Origin of the sequence: Pseudomonas paraveronii (assembly GCF_963681955.1) — a bacterium.
GTDB lineage: Bacteria > Pseudomonadota > Gammaproteobacteria > Pseudomonadales > Pseudomonadaceae > Aquipseudomonas > Aquipseudomonas paraveronii.
The window spans coordinates 4,274,602-4,291,839 of sequence record NZ_OY817130.1; the positions used below are offsets into that span (position 1 = coordinate 4,274,602).

The 17,238-nt window shown below is 63.4% G+C and carries 15 protein-coding genes and 1 pseudogene; 10 read left to right on the top strand and 6 right to left on the bottom strand.

Translation table 11 applies throughout. The features are described 5' to 3' along the window. Positions 1-138: 138 nt before the first annotated feature. Both U5A08_RS29955 and U5A08_RS19595 read left to right on the top strand, forming a co-directional pair. A pseudogene (locus U5A08_RS29955) lies at positions 139-897 on the top strand (alpha/beta hydrolase); the annotation flags it as partial. Between the two features lie 330 nt (positions 898-1,227). Continuing rightward, complete coding sequence (locus tag U5A08_RS19595) at positions 1,228-2,280, top strand: ABC transporter substrate-binding protein (RefSeq protein ID WP_321848167.1); 1,053 nt, start codon at positions 1,228-1,230, stop codon at positions 2,278-2,280. A 102-nt stretch (positions 2,281-2,382) separates the two neighbouring features. Here U5A08_RS19595 and U5A08_RS19600 read toward each other — a convergent pair whose 3' ends face one another. Then, positions 2,383-2,595 (bottom strand): hypothetical protein, encoded by a 213-nt coding sequence (locus U5A08_RS19600; RefSeq protein WP_321848169.1) that lies wholly within the window; start codon positions 2,593-2,595, stop codon positions 2,383-2,385. On the opposite strand from U5A08_RS19600, the gene U5A08_RS19605 reads away from it, so the two are divergent. The 7 genes from U5A08_RS19605 to U5A08_RS19635 all read left to right on the top strand — a co-directional run bounded on the left by U5A08_RS19605 (position 2,594) and on the right by U5A08_RS19635 (position 9,979). Then, positions 2,594-3,520 carry an ABC transporter permease gene (locus tag U5A08_RS19605; RefSeq protein ID WP_321355946.1) on the top strand — a complete coding sequence of 309 codons (927 nt, stop codon included), beginning with the start codon at positions 2,594-2,596 and terminating at the stop codon, positions 3,518-3,520. The two genes, U5A08_RS19600 and U5A08_RS19605, sit on opposite strands and share 2 nt — an antisense overlap. Further along, complete coding sequence (locus tag U5A08_RS19610; protein WP_321848173.1) at positions 3,521-4,318, top strand: ABC transporter permease; 798 nt, start codon at positions 3,521-3,523, stop codon at positions 4,316-4,318. It begins immediately after the preceding gene. Between the two features lie 165 nt (positions 4,319-4,483). Next, positions 4,484-5,944, top strand: coding sequence for an NAD-dependent succinate-semialdehyde dehydrogenase (locus U5A08_RS19615; RefSeq protein ID WP_321355950.1), 1,461 nt, complete (start codon positions 4,484-4,486; stop codon positions 5,942-5,944). Positions 5,945-6,072: 128 nt separating this feature from the next. Then, positions 6,073-7,161 carry an ABC transporter ATP-binding protein gene (locus tag U5A08_RS19620; protein WP_321848174.1) on the top strand — a complete coding sequence of 363 codons (1,089 nt, stop codon included), beginning with the start codon at positions 6,073-6,075 and terminating at the stop codon, positions 7,159-7,161. Between the two features lie 202 nt (positions 7,162-7,363). Beyond that, the gene (gene gabT, locus U5A08_RS19625; protein WP_321355954.1) at positions 7,364-8,656 is read left to right on the top strand and encodes a 4-aminobutyrate--2-oxoglutarate transaminase; all 1,293 of its coding nucleotides are present in this window, start codon (positions 7,364-7,366) and stop codon (positions 8,654-8,656) included. A gap of 107 nt (positions 8,657-8,763) precedes the next feature. Next, a complete protein-coding gene (locus U5A08_RS19630; protein ID WP_321848178.1) occupies positions 8,764-9,450 on the top strand; it encodes an HAD family hydrolase in 687 nt (228 codons plus the stop codon). A 37-nt stretch (positions 9,451-9,487) separates the two neighbouring features. Continuing rightward, the gene (locus tag U5A08_RS19635; RefSeq protein WP_093432276.1) at positions 9,488-9,979 is read left to right on the top strand and encodes an Lrp/AsnC family transcriptional regulator; all 492 of its coding nucleotides are present in this window, start codon (positions 9,488-9,490) and stop codon (positions 9,977-9,979) included. Between the two features lie 36 nt (positions 9,980-10,015). On the opposite strand, the gene U5A08_RS19640 is transcribed toward U5A08_RS19635, so the two are convergent. From U5A08_RS19640 to U5A08_RS19655, 4 genes are all read right to left on the bottom strand, one after another. Continuing rightward, positions 10,016-10,726 (bottom strand): cupin domain-containing protein, encoded by a 711-nt coding sequence (locus U5A08_RS19640; protein ID WP_321355958.1) that lies wholly within the window; start codon positions 10,724-10,726, stop codon positions 10,016-10,018. A 17-nt stretch (positions 10,727-10,743) separates the two neighbouring features. Then, a complete protein-coding gene (locus U5A08_RS19645) occupies positions 10,744-12,027 on the bottom strand; it encodes an NAD(P)/FAD-dependent oxidoreductase (protein ID WP_321848182.1) in 1,284 nt (427 codons plus the stop codon). A gap of 56 nt (positions 12,028-12,083) precedes the next feature. Continuing rightward, positions 12,084-12,788, bottom strand: coding sequence for an HAD-IA family hydrolase (locus U5A08_RS19650; protein ID WP_321848184.1), 705 nt, complete (start codon positions 12,786-12,788; stop codon positions 12,084-12,086). Between the two features lie 143 nt (positions 12,789-12,931). Next, positions 12,932-13,891 (bottom strand): LysR family transcriptional regulator, encoded by a 960-nt coding sequence (locus U5A08_RS19655; protein ID WP_321355965.1) that lies wholly within the window; start codon positions 13,889-13,891, stop codon positions 12,932-12,934. Between the two features lie 149 nt (positions 13,892-14,040). Between U5A08_RS19655 and U5A08_RS19660 the strand changes: the two genes are divergently transcribed. Next, positions 14,041-15,468: an aldehyde dehydrogenase family protein gene (locus U5A08_RS19660; RefSeq protein WP_321848186.1), complete on the top strand. Its 1,428-nt coding sequence runs from the start codon at positions 14,041-14,043 to the stop codon at positions 15,466-15,468. A 29-nt stretch (positions 15,469-15,497) separates the two neighbouring features. Here the strand turns inward: U5A08_RS19660 and U5A08_RS19665 are convergent, their stop codons facing one another. Beyond that, the gene (locus U5A08_RS19665; RefSeq protein ID WP_321848187.1) at positions 15,498-17,219 is read right to left on the bottom strand and encodes a GMC family oxidoreductase; all 1,722 of its coding nucleotides are present in this window, start codon (positions 17,217-17,219) and stop codon (positions 15,498-15,500) included. Between the last annotated feature and the right edge of the window lie 19 nt (positions 17,220-17,238).

Sequence of the window (17,238 nt, forward strand, 5' to 3'; positions counted from 1 at the left end):
TGGCATTTCCAGATCCATGAACAGTTATCGTCAGAACCCATCAGCTCACTTTCAATAACAACCTACCACTTCACTTCGTGGTGCGGGGCCGAGAACTCCGCTTCTTAATGAGGCATTTTTGTTTCCTGGTTGTAGTCACCTACTTCGCGGACGCGAAAAGCCTTCCGTGAAACCTGGGTGAAGATGGCGAACAAGCTCTGCAGCCTCGCCGAAGAGGACGAAAGCGCTGGCCGGCTGTTCTCCGCCAGCGAGAAATACAACCTCGCCACCACCTACTACCTGACTTGCGAGCACCTGCAGGCCCACGCAGTGCCGCCGGGCGCTAAGCGCTTTACCAGTGCCGTTGCAGACCTTCACCTGAGGCGTCGATCTGTCCGGGAAAAACTGCCAGCGGGCGGAACCCGCAGCGACATCGTTGCCCGGCGCATCGCCATGGAGGGCGTGCCCCTGGGCGACTTCTGCTGCCCGCAGGCGGTGGCCTTCGAACCGTGTTTCGACTGCGACGTGGTCTGAGGCACCAACCACGACTGGTGTGATGTGCGGAAGCGCCGACTGGAAAAGGAAGGCAGCTTCCCGGTACCCCGTTACTGATCCCTCGCGTGCAGGGGCACCACAGACATCGACGAGTTCATGGCCCTGGCAGAACAGGTGCACCTGGACGGCGTACTGGATCGCATCCGCATACCATTCCGGGTGACCCACGGTGAGCAGGATTCGCAGATCCCGCTGAAGTCGGTCCATCGCACCTACGAACAACTAGTTAATCGTCCATAGCGAGAGCAGCAAATTTTCACCGAGCGTTAAGGCGACGTGCAGCGCTGCAGCTTGGACAACAGCATCAACGCTGGCCATTACGTCGCGGACTGGGTGGCCGAAGTCCTGGGCGGCAAGACCGTCTGCCCCGCCTCTGCAAGCCGCAGGCCTTCCCTGGTGCGCCCGAGCCAAGGATGGATGACGGCTGGGTTCAACGACCAAGCGCCGCCGCCAACCGCCCTGGATCGATTCCCCCGCACTTCGCACCAACCCCGCCCACTCCGCCCTCCCAAGGGGCGCATTAGATGCCGTCGCCTCCGGCCAATACGAAACAATGCGCTTTTCCACGATGCATTTGTGCGCCCTTGCTTTGTCGGCGCAACGGTACATTGGAAAGCCTCAGGTCCCGCAGAATGACCGGTATCACACGACCCTGGTTGCCCTGTCCCTCTGCCAACCATCAGGAGTTTTTCTATGACCCAAGCGCCTATCCGTACCCTGCAATTGGCTGGCTTCGTCTTGCTGGGCCTGAGCGCCTCTAGCGCCCAGGCCGAAGACATTACCTTTGTCTCCCAAGGCGGCGCCTATCAGGAAGCCCAGAGCAAAGCGATCCTCGAACCGGCCGCGAAAAAGCTCGGCGTGACCTTAAAACAGGACAGTTCGCCCAAGGCTTACCCGATCATCAAGACCCAGGTGGAAAGCGGCAAAGTCAGCTGGGACGTGGTCGATTTGCCCACCGGTGATTGCATCCGTGGCGAGCAGGAAGGCCTGTTCGAAAAACTCGACCTGACGCTGATTCCCAACGCCGCCCAGTTGCCCCCCGAACTCAAGGACGACTACAGCGTCGGCTACATCAGCTACTCTACGGTCATGGCCTATCGCACCGACGCCTTCAAGGGCGACAAGGTGCCGAAAACCTGGGCCGACTTCTGGAACACCGACCAATTTCCCGGCCAGCGCTCCCTGCGCAACCTGCCGCGCCCGACCCTGGAAATCGCCCTGATGGCCGATGGCGTGCCACCAGACCAACTGTACCCGCTGGACGTCGAGCGTGCCTTCAAGAAACTCGAACAGATCAAGCCGCATATCGCCACCTGGTGGACCTCCGGTGGCCAGTCCGCACAGTTGATCAGCGATGGTGAAGTGGACCTGATCCAGGCCTGGAACGGCCGCATCAGCGCGGTCCAGGCCGACGGCGCGCCCGTGGCCTTCGACTACAACCAGGGGGTGCTGGAAACCAACTCGCTGTGCGTGCTCAAGAGCTCGGCGCACAGGGTCGCGGCGATGAAATTCGTCAACGAGGCGATTGATGCCAAGCTGCAAGCCGCCCTGCCGCTGATCATCGATTACGGCCCGCTCAACCCTGAAGCCTTCAAGGTTGGGGTGATCCCCGCCGAACGCGGAGCCAAGTTGCCGTCGTCACCGGAAAACATCAGCCGCCAGGCCCTGTTGTCGTCCAAATGGTGGGCCTCCGCCGAAGGCGTGAAAGCCGAAGAGCGCTGGCTGGCCTTCGTCCAGAAGAAGTGACGACGCTGTCGCGCCCGGCCGGGCCTCATCAGAGGCCCACTCACCGGGCGCAGGACATGCCGCCGGCCCTGGCAAATACGCAATAAAGCACTTTGCCGCGGCCTATTTATAGCCGCTTGCGCCGCCGCCCTGGCCGTACATTAGAAACGTCGCCGGCCCGGGTGCGCCCCTAACAATAACAACCGGCTGCATGATTTTTTGCACCTGCCCCTCTTTGGGAGTCCTCGCATGACCCGATTCCAGTACTGCACGCGGCAGCCCGCCGAAATCGTTCAAGCGTACCGGTGCGGCCCAGCCCGCAAGGGAGGCCAGCATGTCTAACGCCTACCTGGCCAAATCCATGCCCGACGCCAGCGACGGCCCACGGCCATCGCCCAGCAGCCTGCAAGCCATCGCCCGTGAGGAGCGCAAGGAAAACACGTCGATGCTGCTCCTGCTGCTCCCGGCATTGTTGATGGTAGTGGTGTTGCTGATCCTGCCACTGTGCTGGCTGGCCCTGCAGTCGGTGCAGACCGAAGCCGGTTTCTCCCTGGCCAACTATGCGCGGATCTTCCAGGAGCGCATCTACTGGGACACCTTCGCCCTGACCTTCAAAATCAGTTTCATCGTCACCGTGCTCTCTATTTTCCTCGGTTTCCCCATCGCCTACGCCGCCTCCCGGCTCCACGGTTTCTGGGCCAACCTGATCCTGATATGCGTGATCATTCCGTTCTGGACCAGCGTGCTGGTGCGCTCCTACGCCTGGCTGGTGCTGTTGCAACGTCGCGGGCTGGTCAACCAGACCCTGCTCGACCTGGGGATCATCGACCAACCGCTGAACCTGATGCACAACACCACCGGCACGATCATCGGCACCTTGCACGTAATGTTGCCGTTCATGGTGCTACCGCTGTATTCGGTGATGCGCAAGATTCCCCAAGACTTGCTGCAAGCCTCGGAGAGCCTCGGCGCCAAGCCGTTCTATACCTTTCGCCGAGTGTTTCTGCCGATGGCGGCACCGGGGGTCATGGCCGGTTCGATCCTGGTGTTTGTGATCTGCCTGGGCTTCTTCATCACGCCGGAACTGTTGGGCGGCGGACGCACCATCCTGGTGTCGATGCTGGTGCAGCGTAACGTCGAGCTGTATCACGCCTGGGGCGCGGCGAGTGCCGTGGGCCTGGTGTTGCTGTTGGTCGTGTTCCTGATCTTTTGGGGCATCAACCGCTTTATTCCCATCGAACGCATTCTGGGAGCACGCTGAATGAACCGGCTAGCCAATCTGCGGCGCGTGCGCCTGTCCCACCTGGCTTTTACGCTGCTGGTGGGGTTGATCCTGCTGTACCTGATCCTGCCGGTACTGATCGTGGTACCGATGTCGTTCTCCGAAGCGCGCTTTTTGCAGTTCCCGCCCAAGGAATGGTCGCTGCGCTGGTACGAGGCGTTCTTCAACAGTGCCGAGTGGATGTCGGCGACGCGGGTCAGCCTGATCACCGCACTGGTCACCACCCTGGTCAGCCTGCCGATCGGCATGGCGGCGGCCTACGCCATCAACACATCGAGCCTGCGGGTGGTGCGTACCCTGCAAATCATCCTGCTGCTGCCGATGATGGTGCCGATCATCCTGATCGCCGCCGGGGTGTTTTTTGTCTATGCCCGGATCGGCCTGATCAGCACCCTCAGCGGGCTGGTGCTGGCGCACATCATGCTAGCCCTACCCTACGTGATCATCGCCCTGCTGGCGGGCTTGCGGAACTTCGACATGTCCCAGGAAATGGTCGCCCGCAGCCTGGGCATGAACAGTTTCCGCGCGTTTATGGCGGTGACACTGCCGCAGATCAAGCCGAGCCTGGTGTCGGCCACTCTGTTCGCCTTTATCACCTCGCTGGATGAAACCGTGGTAGCGCTGTTTATCTCCGGCGGCGACAACCAGACCCTGACCAAACGCATGTTCACCGCCTTGCGCGATGAGATCGACCCGACCATCGCCGCCATCAGCTCCCTGCTGATTCTGGCGTCGTTGCTGCTGGTGGTGATCGCCGGCCGCAACAAGTCTTCCTGAGTCGTTGGCCGCTGCCGCGAGTGCCGCTCGCGGTGACGGCAGATCCTGCCGGCAAACGACGTAATTGAGCAGCAACCCCCTGTTCAACAGGCCAGCTCGGCATCGGCAGCCAGCCAGCCTTTTTTACAATCGGTCCTATCCTCCGGACCTTCAAAGGCACCTCACATGTTGAAAAGCACCTTGCGTGACCCTTCCCTGCTCGTCGAACGCGCCTACATCAATGGCGCCTGGATCGAGGCCGACGATGGCGCCACCCTCGCCGTGACCAACCCCGCCGATGGCAGCCTGATCGCCCACGTTCCGGCCCTTCAAGCCGCCGAAACCCGGCGCGCCATCGAAGCCGCCGAACAACGCTTCCAGAGCTGGCGCGAGGTGCCGGCGGCGGAACGCGCGCGGTATCTGGAAACCTGGCACCGGCTGATCCTGGAGAACCAGGAAGACCTGGCCTTGATCATGACCGCCGAGCAAGGCAAACCCCTGAGCGAATCCCGTGGCGAGATTGGCTATGGCGCGACTTTCGTCAAATGGTTCGCCGAGGAAGCCCGGCGCATCTATGGCGACACCATCCCGGCCCCCACTGCTGATCGGCGGATTCTGGTGATCAAGCAGCCGGTAGGCGTCGTCGCGGCGATCACGCCGTGGAACTTCCCCAACGCCATGATCACGCGCAAATGTGCACCGGCCCTGGCCGCCGGTTGCACGGTGCTGGTCAAGCCTTCGGAACTGACCCCGCTGTCGGCCCTGGCCCTGGCGGTGCTGGCCGAACGCGCCGGCATTCCAGCCGGGGTGTTCAACGTACTCACCGGTCTGCCGGCCGGTGTAGGCGGCGAGATGACCGGCAACCCCGCTGTGCGCAAACTGTCGTTCACCGGTTCGACCCGGGTCGGCCAACTGCTGATGAGCCAGTGCGCAAGCAGCATCAAGCGCCTGAGCCTGGAATTGGGAGGTAACGCGCCCTTTATCGTGTTCGACGACGCCGACCTCGACCTGGCGATCGCCGGGGTCATGCAGAGCAAATTCCGTAACGCCGGGCAGACCTGCGTCTGCGCCAATCGAATCCTGGTACAGGACGGTATCTATGCACGCTTCGCCGAGCGCCTGACCGCTGCGGTTGCCCAGCTGAAAGTCGGCGACGGCCTCAGCGACGGCGTGACCATCGGTCCACTGATCAATGCGGCAGCGGTGGACAAAGTGGCCCTGCACATCGGCGATGCCCTGGAAAAAGGCGCCGCCATCGCCATCGGCGGCGCGCCCCGCAACCAGGGTTTGTTCGTCCAGCCCACGGTACTGCTGGACGTCACGCCGGACATGCTCCTGGCCCGCGAAGAAACCTTCGGCCCGGTGGCGCCATTGTTTCGCTTCAAGGACGAAGCCCAAGCCCTGGCGCTGGCCAACGACACACCCTATGGCCTGGCGGCCTATTACTTCACCCAGGACATGCGCCGGGCCTTTCGTGTCGGCGAGCGCCTGGAGTTCGGCATGGTCGGCCTCAACACCGGCGTGGTGTCCATGGAAGTGGCGCCCTTTGGCGGCATGAAGCAATCGGGAACCGGCCGCGAAGGCTCGAAATACGGCCTCGACGAGTTCCTCGAAATCAAGGCCTGGCACATCGGCGGACTCGACTGAACACAGCAACACCGGGCGGCAGATTGTGTTGCCTGGACTGGGGAAAACGGCACGAACCAGGCCGACGCCTGTGTTCAGATGACAGACACCGCGGGCACTCCCCGCGCTGCGCATTAGGAGAACCCTGCATGAAGTTCACTGAAGGTTTCGAGTCGGTCAGCGTCAATCAAGTCTGCAAGCACTACGGTTCCCTGAAGGCCCTGGACAACGTCAATCTCAAGGTCGAAGCCGGCGAGTTCATGTCGCTGCTGGGGCCTTCCGGTTCAGGCAAGACCACCTTGCTGAGCATCCTCGGCGGGTTTATCCGTGTCAGTTCCGGAAGCATTTTGTTCGGCGAGCGCGACGTGACCCTGATGCCGCCGCACAAGCGCGAGATCGGCGTGGTGTTCCAGAACTACGCGCTGTTCCCGCACATGACCGTGGGCGAGAACGTCGCCTTCCCCTTGCGTGCCCGCGGTGAAAACGCGGCCAAGAGCCGCGACCGGGTCAAGCAGGCCCTGGCCACGGTGGAACTGGGCGGCTATGAAAACCGCTCGATCGCCGCGCTCTCCGGTGGCCAGCGCCAACGCGTGGCCCTGGCCCGGGCGATTGTGTTCGAGCCCAAGCTGATCCTCATGGACGAGCCGCTATCGGCCCTCGACAAGCAACTGCGCGAGACCATGCAGATCGAACTGCGGGCGCTGCACAAGCGCCTCGGCGCGACCATGATCTACGTCACCCACGACCAGCGCGAAGCCCTGACCATGAGCGACCGCATCGCCATCATGCGCGGCGGGCAGTTGGTACAAGTGGACACGCCACGGCGCTTGCACGATCACCCGGCGGATGATTTCGTCGCCAGTTTCATTGGCGAGAGCACCCTGATTCCATTGCAGCGCGGCAGCGGTAACGACCTGAATCTCGGCGCCACGCCGCTACGCACCACCCGGCCGATCCCGGCCTCGGGCGATCTGTTCCTGGCCCTGCAATCAGAAAAATTGCTGCTGGACAACGACAGTGCCGGCCCGGAATGGAATCGCCTGCGCGGACGGGTTTCCGACATCGTGTTCCAGGGCGAAAGCCTCAAGGTATTCGTCGACCTGGATGGCGGTCCCACCGTCAGCCTGCGCCAGCCCAGCCACCACGAAGGCAACCTCAACCTGCCGCCGATCGGCGCGCCGATGCTGATGCGCCTGCACCCCGAAGACACGATCGTCGTGCCCCGGGCCGGCGCGTGAGGCCAGTGTTGTGGGGCAACCGGGCTGCGGCCCGATGCCCTACTTCCGATGCCCATCAAGCCCACAGTCAATTGTTTCGCCAGCCCCCTGAAAAACAGTCGATCACAGCGCAGGGCCAGGCAAATTCAGCGCATGCCGTGCCCTGCCAATCCTTATCCTGATCACAGACCACCCGCCAAGCACGGCGTTTATGGAGATCGAGATGAACTCTGCACTGACTGAAAATCAACGTTTTCTTGCACTGCGCGAGCAGCACGTTCCACGGGGCATCGCCACCGCCCACCCCGTGGTGCTCAGCCACGCCCTGGGTACCGAAGTGTGGGATGTGGATGGCAAGCGCTACCTGGATTTCGTCGGCGGCATCGGGGTGCTCAACGTTGGCCACAACCACCCGAAAGTGGTGGAAGCGGTGCGCCGCCAGGTCGGGGAAATATCCCATGCCAGTTTCCAGGTCGTGGCCTATGAGTCCTATATCCAGGTGGCGGCGCGTCTGAACAAATTGATCGGCGGCGACCAGCACTATAAAAGTGTGCTCTTCACCTCCGGCGCCGAAGCCGTGGAAAACGCCATCAAGATCGCCCGTGGCCACACCAACCGTCCGGCGGTGATTTCCTTCCGTGGCGGCTTCCACGGCCGCACCCTGCTCGGCGTGACGCTGACCGGCATGAGCCAGCCCTACAAGCAGAACTTCGGACCGTTCCCGGCCGAGATCTACCACGCAACCTACCCCAACGCGTACCGGGGCATCAGCGGCGAAGACGCTCTTGCCGAACTCGATACCCTGTTCGCCACCGACGTGGCGCCGGATCGGGTGGCGGCGATCATCATCGAGCCGGTACAGGGCGACGGTGGTTTCCTCGCCGCGCCCATCGCCTTCCTCCAGGCCCTGCGCCAGCGCTGCACCGAACATGGCATCGTGCTGATCCTCGATGAAATCCAGGCCGGTTTCGGCCGCACGGGCACCCTGTTCGGCTTCCAGCATGCCGACATCCAGCCGGACCTGGTGACCGTGGCCAAGAGCCTGGCCGGTGGCATGCCGCTGTCAGCCGTGGTCGGCCGCGCCGAAATCATGGACACGCCGGCACCCGGCGGCCTGGGCGGTACCTATGGCGGTAATGCCGTGGCCTGCGCGGCGGCGCTGGCGGTGATGGACCTGTTTGAAGAACAGGATCTGCTCGGCCAGGGTGAACAACTGGCGGCGCAACTGCGCGAAGGCCTGCTGGCCCTGCAAAAACGCTACCCGCGAATCGGCGACGTGCGCGGCCTGGGGTTTATGCAGGCCATCGAAATCGTCGCTGCCGATGCCGCCCAGAGCCCGGATCCGGCCCTGGCGCAGAAAGTCATCGACGAAGCGCGTAACGCTGGCCTGTTGGTGATCAAGTGCGGTGTATACCGCAACGTGGTGCGCTTCCTTGCGCCGCTGGTGACCACCCGGGAACAACTGGCAGAAGCCTTGCAGATGCTCGACCGGGCCCTGGCCGCCGCCGGTGCTTGACCCACGCCCGCAGCACCGACGTTAAAGGCCCGGCCCGCCCCTCTGACATGGGTCGGGCTTTTGCCTGATGACTCAGGAAGCCCATCAGGACTACCCAGGAGCGGCACATGAAAGTCACCCAGTACAAAGCGTTGGGCCTGTCCTTCGGCACCCTGGTCGACCGCGAACGGGGCATCCTCGAAGGCCTGCGGCCGTTGTCGGTGCGAACCACCGACCTGCACAGCGACGAGCAGATGCTCAGCGCCTATCGGCGCACCGCCCACGAACTGGCCACCCAGGGTCATGCCGGCAGTGCCATGGCCTTCCATGGCCAGCTCTACCAGCGTCTGGCGCATCAATTGCATGTAGTTCCGGGCTGGGATGAAAGTGTTGCGTTTGGTACCGCGTCCGGCCAATGGCCGATTTTTGAAGACGCGCCTGGCGCCCTGCAGTACCTCAGCAAGTTTTATCGGCTGGTGCTGATCGCACCGCCCCATGGTATGGACATCGACGCACTGACCCTTCGTTTGCCCATCGCGTTCGACGCCATCATCGAACCCCAGGTCGACGACTGGCACGCCAGCCTGGAGCAAGCCCTGGGCCGGCTGGGCCTGCAACGCAGCGAGATGTTGCCGGTACGCAGCACAGAAGCGGACGATCCGTGGAACCTGCGGGTGGACTTCCCGGTGTGCACCTTGCGCCGCGACCAGCGCCCGCCGTGGAACCACTCGGAGCAAGCCTTGGATGGCAAGCGCTGTGAGTACGCCAGCCTCGCCGACCTGGTCCATGCGCATCAGAAGGCGCTGCGTGTCTGACCCCAGTATTCAAGACTGACATTACGAGGAGTCAACGATGGAAGCGGTAACCAAACTCGATCGTATCGACATCAACATCCTGGTCCAGCTGCAAAAAGACGGACGCATGACCAACGTCAGCCTCGCCGAAGCCGTCGGACTCTCCCCCAGTCCTTGCCTGCAACGGGTCAAGCGCCTGGAAACGGCGGGCTACATCAGCGGTTATGAAGCCCATGTCAACCTGGCCAAGTTCGCCAACTCGGTGACGGTGTTCACCGAGGTCACTCTGTCCGACCACAAGCGGTCCGACTTTGCCAAGTTCGAGTCGAGCATCCGCAATATCGACGAAGTGCTGGAGTGTCACTTGATCAGCGGTGGGTATGACTACCTTGTGCGCTTTCTCACCAGCAGCATCCAGCACTACCAGGAATTGATGGAGTCGATCCTGGACAAGAACATTGGCATCGAGAAGTACTTCAGCTACATCGTCATCAAGTCGCCGGTGGTCAAGAGCACCGTGCCTTTGCGCAGCCTGCTGCGTTCAGCCTGACCGGGAGAGTGGGGGCAAACGCCCCCCAGGAACGCCTCAGGAGAGGATGCAGAAGATCTTGCGAACCGTCTGCGCACTGGCCCAGGCATTGCTCGCCCCCGCCGGCACCACGATGGTTTCCCCAGCCTGCACGGTACACGGCGCCGCCCCCTCGGGGCTGAGGGTGATCGCGCCCTTGAGGATGTGCATCAACTCGCAATAGCTGGGCTCCACGCGCTGGCGCTCGTAGGCTTCGCACTCCCAGACACCGATGCGCAGGTTGGCGACACTGAACAGGATCTGGCTCCAGGCCCGGGGCGTGGGGCTGAGCAGCACGGCGGCGGCCGGCGGATCGCAGGGTTGCAACTCAATACTCGGATCGATCTTCAGCGGCTGACGCGGCATCGGCGCGGCACGCGACAGGCCTGGAAAGACCATGCACAGGTAACGCAGGTCGCCGGGCTGCTGCCAATCCACGGTTATGCCCCGTGGAATCACGAAGCAGTCGCCGGGGTGCAGCGCGATCCTGAAACCTTCGCCCTGCAGGAGCAGAGTGCCGGACTCGACGATACCCAACTCGACCCAGGGAAAGTCTTCAATCACCCGTTGCGTGCCCGAACCCTGATAGACGCCCATCGCGTAACCTTGGGCCGCGTCATACCTATGCAGGGAACGGCCACTGGCCAAGGGGTCGTCGACCCAGGTCTGGTAGGCGCGGGGCACGCGCCGGGCGCTGACCGGGTGGCAGTAATGCAGCATCGCAGGCATGGATTCAGACTCTCGGCTTAGCGACCGATCAGATCGAGGAACTGCTGCCAGCCCGCCGCCAGGCGAACGCCCGGGGCGCGAAAGGCATGCAGGGGAATGGGTTGGAATTTCTCGCCCGCCAACAGGCCGAGATCGACCTTCTCGCCCGCAGTCATGCGCGCCAGTTGCTGGCCCATGTAAGTGGACATCGCCACCCCGCCACCGTTGTAGCCAATGGCATAGAAGCTCTGTTCATCCAACTGGCCCGCATGGGGCAGGTAATCCAGCGTCATCGCCACCAGGCCCGACCAGCGAAAGGCGATGGGCTGCTCGCGCAGGATCGGAAACACCTCGCCCATGCTGCGTTGCAACGCGCGAAACGCCGTCTCGGAATCGTTTTTCCCGAAGGCTCCGCGCCCGCCGAAGATCAGGCGATCGCCCACCACCCGGAACCAGCGCAGCATGCGTTTGGTATCGCCGCACACTTGGCCGCCGGGCATCAGCGCGGCCAGTACCGCCGGGGCCAGGGGCTCGGTGGCGATGATCGCGCTGCGAAAGGGAATCAGCCGGCGGTGCAAGGTGGCGGTGACCGGGGTCAGATCCGAATAGCCGTTGGTGGCGTAGATCACCTGCTGGGCGCTGACCCGTCCTTGGGGCGTGTCGATGATCACCCGCCGGCCCTCGCGGCGAACCTGTTGCGCCGGGCTGTTGATGTAGATCTTGACACCATTGCCGGTGAGGCTGCGGGCCATGCCACGGGCGTAGTTCAGCGGGTGGATACCGCCCGCCTTGGGGGTCAGCAGGCCGCCGTGGAACAGGTTGGAACCGGTGCATTCAGCGACTTTTGCGGCGCTGAGCAGGTAGGACGAGGCACCGCCGGTCTCGCGCTTGATCCACTCGGCGGTGGCTTGCAGCCCTGACAGGGCATGGGAATTGTGCGCTGCCGCAATATGCCCGCCCAGGTGCAGCCGAGCCTCATCGAGGCCCAGGGCCTCGACGGTTTCCACCAGGCTGTCCACGGCGTCGTAGCCGGTTCGGTACATGCGCAAGGCGGTGTCACGGCCAAAACGGGCCATGAGCGCAGCAAAGCCCACGCGAAACTTCGGCGACACCACCCCGCCGTTGCGCCCGCTGGCGCCCCAGGCCAGGGTGTTGGCGTCGATCAGCAACGGCTCGCGGCCGCTCAAGGCGACATGCCTGGCGGCGCTCAAGCCTGTGTAGCCGGCGCCGATAATCGCCACGTCGCACTGACGCTCACCTTCGAGCAATTGCAGCGCAGGGCCGGGTTCGGCGGTGGCCGCCCATAAGGTCTGAAGAGTCATTGCCGGCTTCCGAGAAAAAGGGGGCACCGGCACGATGGCGGCGGCGCCCGGGGGGCTCAACCCAGTTCCTGCTCTACCGCGTCGGCCAATTGAGCCAGGGTGTGGTAGTGGTAATGAGGCTTGGTGTGCTCGGATTCCAGGGTGCCGCCGCTGCCCTTCTGCGCGTGCCGACGTTCGATCCAGCACACCTGATAGCCCAGGCGCACGGCCACGCCGATGTCGTGGTATTGGCTCTGCGCCACGTGCAGGATTTGCTCGAAGACAATGCCCTGGGTCGCCAGTACGCCGCGGGTGTAGGCAAAGAATTGCGGATCGGGCTTCTCGAAGCGCACGTCGTCCACCGTGACCTTCACGTCGAAGGGCTCATCCAGGGTCTTGGCCATGCAGTCCAGAGCCCAGATCTGCGAGTTTGTGGTAGCCACCAGTTTGAAGTGCTTGCGCAGGCGCTTGAGGGCCGCCACCGAGTCCGGGAAGGCGGGAAAATGCTGCACCGCTAGGGCAAGGCCACGGGCGTACTCGGCGTTGTCCGGCAATCCGAGCTTGCCAGCGATCACGTGATAACAACGTTCCAGATCATCAGGCCACCAGCCGGAATCCGGCAAAGCCCGGGCTTCGCGGTAGGCCTTGAGAATTTCGTCATCGGTGCGGGCCTTACCGGCCTCCCCCGCCACTTCACGGACGTGCGCCAGGATGCCGGCTTCGAAATCGATCAGGGTGCCGACGACATCAAACGTCAGGGCTTTGAACTGCTTGAATGACATAAAGCGCTCCGCAAGGTAGGTCAGGGGGATTGGAAAATCCGTCTGCTGGGATTATCGACCTCGCTGCGGCACGCAATATTTCGTTTTCACCCACCCCTGAGGCATAACCTACTGTTTTTTTACTCGCGGCAGCACGGGCACTCTTATGACGCGCAATGCAGAGCTTCAGCCAGGTGCAAATGTGGGTAGGCGGCGTCGATCTGCACCAAGTCATTGTGCATTTCGGTAACAATCCAATCCCTTACCGCCGCCACCAACGGCCGCATCGGTCGGTTGCCCGCCGGCACCAGGCAACAGCGCCGCGCGCTCACCCGCACCTGCTCGGCAGCGGGCAGCAATTCGCCCTTGACCAGGCAATGCGAGACCACATTCAACCAGCCCAGAGCCATGCCCTGGCCTAGTAGAGCGGCTTGCACCACCACCGCGTAATCGGAGAACACCTGGCTGTTGTCGGCCACTGCGGAACGCTGGCCAAGGGTGTCGAAATGCTCGACCCAGCCGCGCTCCTGGCTGTCCATGCTGATCAAGGTTCTAGGCTGTTTTCGCGAGCGTCCCTGGAGCAGATCGGCGTGGTACTGGCGGTTGCAAACCGGGATGGTAATCTCCGGGAGAACCAGGGTATCCGTGGCTTTCAGGCTACCAGCCTCGAGGTAGCGCATCCCCAGATCGACATCCACCAACGGTCCGCCGATCTTCCCTGACATCAGTTGGAAGCGCAGGTCGACGCTGGGAAATGCCTCGCTGAAACGACTCATGCGCGGCATCAGCCAATGGGTGGTAAAAGCCGTGGACACCGACAGCGTGATGGTCTCCATGCCGGTGGCGCGGGACTCGATTTCGCTGATCGCCGCCTCGATGGTGCTGAAGCCTTCCTGGACCTTGCGATAGAGAATACTGCCGCTCTCGGTCAACCGGGCCCCCCCGCGCACACGCTCGAACAATTGCACGCCAAGGTGTTCTTCAAGGCGCCCGAGCATGCGACTGACGGCCGGCTGGCTAACACAGAGTTCTTCCGCCGCCCGGGTGAAGCTGCCACAGCGAGCGGCCGCTTCGAAAACGAACAGGGAACTGGAGCTGGGGAGTTTACGACGTAGATTTGACATGACTTGATATTATGCCTGGCCCAACTATTAGTAAATTGCCGTAACACAAAAGCCACGACTAATCTTGCGACGCCAGACGACCCGTGCGCCCCACTCCGGCATCAGGTCCGCCGCACATCTTTTACAGACCAGCAAGAGGCGCCAACTTCATGGAACACGCTCTGCAGTTCTACATAGACGGTCGTTGGGTCGAGCCCCACGGTCGCGAACGCCTGGCGGTGATCGATCCGGCCACTGAAACCGCCTTCAGCGAAATTGCCCTGGGCAACCACACCGATGTCGAGGTGGCCGTGCAGGCGGCAAAAAAAGCCTTTCCGGGGTTTTCCGCGACCGCCCCCGCTGAACGCCAGGCCCTGTTGCAGGAGGTGTTACGAGCCTATCTGGCGCGCTATGACGAGATCGCCGCGGTCATCACCCGCGAGGTCGGCGCGCCGCGCGCCCTGTCCCATGCCTGGCAGGCCGGCATTGGCCGCATGCATCTGGAACAGTTGATCCGCACCCTTGAGGACTTCGACTTTCAACGCCAGCGTGGCACCACCCTGATCAATCAGGAAGCCGTGGGCGTGGTCGCGCTGATCACCCCCTGGAACTGGCCGATCAACCAGATCGTCTGCAAAGTCGCCCCCGCCCTGGCGGCCGGCTGCACCATGGTCCTCAAACCCAGCGAGATCGCCCCTCTCAATGCGCTGATTTTCGCCGAGGTGCTGCACAGCGCCGGGGTGCCGCCCGGGGTCTTCAACCTGATCAACGGCGACGGCCCCACGGTGGGCGCCGCCCTCGCTGCCCACCCGGATGTCGACATGGTCTCGTTCACCGGTTCGACCCGGGCCGGGGTGGACATCGCCCGGTTGGCCGCGCCCACGGTCAAGCGTGTGCATCAGGAACTGGGCGGCAAGTCAGCCAACATCCTGCTTGACGATGTGGCCTTGGAAGCCGCAGTGACACAGGGCGTGAATGCCTGCTTCAACAACAGTGGCCAATCCTGCAACGCGCCCACACGCATGCTGGTCCCCGAGGCCTTGCACGAACAGGTCGTGACCATCGCCGCACGCGCCGCCCAGGCGCATCGCCCGGGGCCGCCGGACGCCGACGACACAACCCTGGGTCCAGTGATCAGCGAACGTCAGTACCTGGCCATCCAGCGCATGATCGGTATCGGCCTGGAACAAGGCGCGCAGCTCATCGCCGGCGGCCTGGGGCGACCAGCGGGCCTGGAGCGCGGCTACTACGTGCAGCCGACCATTTTTGCCGGGGTCACCCCGCAGATGACCATCACCCGCGAGGAAATCTTCGGCCCGGTACTGGTGATCCTGCCCTACCGCGATGAAGCGCAAGCCATTGCCATGGCCAACGACAGCGTGTTCGGCCTGGCCGCCTACGTGCAGTCGGCGGACCTGCCACGGGCACGCAAGGTGGCCCTGCAATTGCGCGCTGGCAGCGTCTACATCAACTACCCGGACTGGGACAGCGCAGCCCCCTTCGGTGGCTACAAGCAGTCGGGCAACGGCCGCGAATACGCCGAGTGGGGGCTGGAGGCTTTTCTGGAAACCAAGGGCATCGTCGGCTACGGCCACTGACCTTGCGGCGTTAAAACCGCGACCGCCCCTTAGGCGGTCGCGGCCTTCCGGGCCTCCTGTGCCGCCTCGGCCTTGATCAGGTCAGCGATACGTTCGGCCAGCATGATGGTCGGCACATTGGTGTTGGCACAGGGGATCGATGGCATCAGCGATGCGTCACACACCCGTAACTGACTGACGCCGATCACCCGGCCATCGCTCAAGGTCACCGCCTGCGGATCATCGGCGCGGCCCATGCGGCAGGTACCGGACGGGTGCCAGGTGCCACCGACCTGGCTGCGCACAAAAGCCCCTAGCGCCGCGTCGTCGGCGAGCAACCCTTGCAGGGTCACGCCCTGGGTCACCAGGCGCCGGATCAGCCAGCCACGCAGCGGCCCGGCCAGGTCCAGCAAGCCGCTCAAGGTGCCACGCAACAGCCCGTTGATCCCTCCCGGGCGCGCCACCTTGGCCACCCGCGGCGAATAGCTGGAAGGGAACACCACGCTGCGTTGCGCATCCAGGGAGGCGGCCCCCAGGGTGCGAGCGCCAAAGCGCAAGGCGTCTTTCAGGCGTTGAAAATCCCGCGGGTCGGAGAGCATGTCGAACTGCACATCGGGCTCTTGCAACGGGTCCGCTGAGACCAGCCGCACCCGCCCACGGGAATAAGATTTGTTGACCCAGAAAAACATCGACCCCAGGCGATAGCCGATGGAGTGCCAGCCCGAACGGGACAGGATGGCGCCGTGCATATCGCCACTGGGCGTCTGTGCCAGGCCGGAAGAGAAGCGCACGATCGCCTGCTCGTGGTGTTCGTTGGCAAAGGGCGTGCGGCCCTCGCGGGTCAAGAGTGCCGACACCGCAATCGACGGGTGCTCCATCAGGTTGCCACCCACACCAGGGCGGTCCGCCACCAGCTCGATGCCCAGATCGAGCAGCTCGTTCAACGGGCCGACGCCGCTGCGCATCAGCAACGCCGGGCTGTGGATCGCCCCAGCGCAAATGATCACCTCACGGGCCTCCAGCTCCAGGGTTTGCCCATCGGCCAGGCGCAGGCATGCGCCCACCGCACGCTTGTGCTTGAACAGCACGCGTTCCACCAGGCAATCGGTGCGGATGCTCAGGTTACTGCGCCGGCGCACCTCATCGGTCAGGTAGCACACCGAGGTGGGAATGCGTTCGCCCGCCTCGCTGACGCCAATCGCACCGACGTACACCCCGTCTTCCCAGGGGCCGTTCTGGTCCGGTTTGCGTGGCAGGCCCTGCTCGCCCAAGGCGCCAATCACCCCTTTGACAAAGGGCGAGAGGGCCGCGTCCGGGGTCCGACGAATGCGCAGCGGACCGTCCTGGCCATGCAGCGGGCCGTTGAAATCCGTGTCGTTTTCCAGCTTGCGAAAGTACGGCAGGCAGTTGTCCCAGCCCCAGCCTTCGGCGCCCAGTTGCTGCCATTCGTCATAGTCGGCGGGAGCACCGCGATTGGTCATCAGGGCATTGATCGCCGAGCCGCCGCCAAGGATTCGCGCCTGCTCGTAACGCCGCTGCTGGCGCGTGCCGGTGCCCATCAAGACGTTGAGGCGCTGCCAGATATTGCCCAGGTCCAGGTAGGCCCGGCCTGGGTAGCGACTGCGAATCTCCGGCGGCATGCTCGACGCCGAAATATCGCGCCCGGCCTCCACCAGGCACACCTGTTTGTCCGGGTCCTCGGAGAGCCGGGCCGCCAGTACGCAACCGGCAGAACCGCCCCCGAGGATGAGGTAGTCGATCATCGTGCTCATGGCATTCCCTGTGGACGAC

Bases quoted from the DNA above. Each gene is read 5' to 3' on its own strand.
- U5A08_RS19595 (WP_321848167.1), top strand. From the start codon at position 1,228: ATGACCCAAGCGCCTATCCGTACCCTGCAATTGGCTGGCTTCGTCTTG.
- U5A08_RS19605 (WP_321355946.1), top strand. From the start codon at position 2,594: ATGTCTAACGCCTACCTGGCCAAATCCATGCCCGACGCCAGCGACGGC.
- U5A08_RS19600 (WP_321848169.1), bottom strand. From the start codon at position 2,595: ATGCTGGCCTCCCTTGCGGGCTGGGCCGCACCGGTACGCTTGAACGAT.
- U5A08_RS19610 (WP_321848173.1), top strand. From the start codon at position 3,521: ATGAACCGGCTAGCCAATCTGCGGCGCGTGCGCCTGTCCCACCTGGCT.
- U5A08_RS19615 (WP_321355950.1), top strand. From the start codon at position 4,484: ATGTTGAAAAGCACCTTGCGTGACCCTTCCCTGCTCGTCGAACGCGCC.
- U5A08_RS19620 (WP_321848174.1), top strand. From the start codon at position 6,073: ATGAAGTTCACTGAAGGTTTCGAGTCGGTCAGCGTCAATCAAGTCTGC.
- gabT (WP_321355954.1), top strand. From the start codon at position 7,364: ATGAACTCTGCACTGACTGAAAATCAACGTTTTCTTGCACTGCGCGAG.
- U5A08_RS19630 (WP_321848178.1), top strand. From the start codon at position 8,764: ATGAAAGTCACCCAGTACAAAGCGTTGGGCCTGTCCTTCGGCACCCTG.
- U5A08_RS19635 (WP_093432276.1), top strand. From the start codon at position 9,488: ATGGAAGCGGTAACCAAACTCGATCGTATCGACATCAACATCCTGGTC.
- U5A08_RS19640 (WP_321355958.1), bottom strand. From the start codon at position 10,726: ATGCCTGCGATGCTGCATTACTGCCACCCGGTCAGCGCCCGGCGCGTG.
- U5A08_RS19645 (WP_321848182.1), bottom strand. From the start codon at position 12,027: ATGACTCTTCAGACCTTATGGGCGGCCACCGCCGAACCCGGCCCTGCG.
- U5A08_RS19650 (WP_321848184.1), bottom strand. From the start codon at position 12,788: ATGTCATTCAAGCAGTTCAAAGCCCTGACGTTTGATGTCGTCGGCACC.
- U5A08_RS19655 (WP_321355965.1), bottom strand. From the start codon at position 13,891: ATGTCAAATCTACGTCGTAAACTCCCCAGCTCCAGTTCCCTGTTCGTT.
- U5A08_RS19660 (WP_321848186.1), top strand. From the start codon at position 14,041: ATGGAACACGCTCTGCAGTTCTACATAGACGGTCGTTGGGTCGAGCCC.
- U5A08_RS19665 (WP_321848187.1), bottom strand. From the start codon at position 17,219: ATGAGCACGATGATCGACTACCTCATCCTCGGGGGCGGTTCTGCCGGT.